The organism is Streptococcus sp. DD04 (genome assembly GCF_001578725.1).
In the GTDB taxonomy this organism is placed as follows: domain Bacteria; phylum Bacillota; class Bacilli; order Lactobacillales; family Streptococcaceae; genus Streptococcus; species Streptococcus sinensis.
On the sequence record NZ_KQ968978.1, the window covers coordinates 351,106 to 351,769 of the forward strand.

1 protein-coding gene is annotated in these 664 nt (G+C 45.9%); it reads left to right on the forward strand.

The features are described 5' to 3' along the window. A partial coding sequence (locus STRDD04_RS11490) for a M48 family metalloprotease (RefSeq protein ID WP_231853905.1) occupies positions 1–533 on the forward strand: 533 nt, incomplete at its 5' end. Positions 534–664 lie beyond the last annotated feature (131 nt).

Here is a 664-nt window from a genome sequence, read left to right on the forward strand (position 1 = left end):
TTGCTACTACAACAGGCTTGCTTGCTATCATGAACCGCGAGGAGCTTGAAGGTGTCATGGGCCATGAGGTCAGTCACATTCGAAATTATGATATCCGCATTTCAACGATTGCTGTGGCTTTGGCCAGTGCTATTACCATGTTGTCTAGCCTAGCTGGCCGGATGATGTGGTTTGGTGGCGGACGGCGCAGTAGTAATGATCGAGATAACGATAGCGGAATAGGAATTATTCTCCTTATCGTATCACTGATTGCCATCATTCTGGCACCTTTGGCAGCTACCTTGGTGCAGTTGGCCATTTCCCGTCAACGGGAATTTCTGGCAGATGCCTCTAGTGTGGAGTTGACTCGCAATCCCCAAGGGATGATCAATGCTCTGCTGAAACTGGAGCATAGTCAGCCTATGGAACATGACGTCGATAATGCCAGTGCGGCGCTCTACATCAATGACCCCAAAAAAGAAGGCGGGCTAAAGAAACTTTTCTATACGCACCCTCCTATTTCAGAGCGGGTAGAGCGATTGAGAAAGATGTAAAAAGACTGAGAATTTTATGAACTGCACCCCAAAAGTTAGACACGAAAAAGCTAACTTTTGGGGTGTTTTCATATGAAATTAACTTATGAGGACAAAGTCCAAATCTATCGTCTCAGAAAACAGGCTCTTTG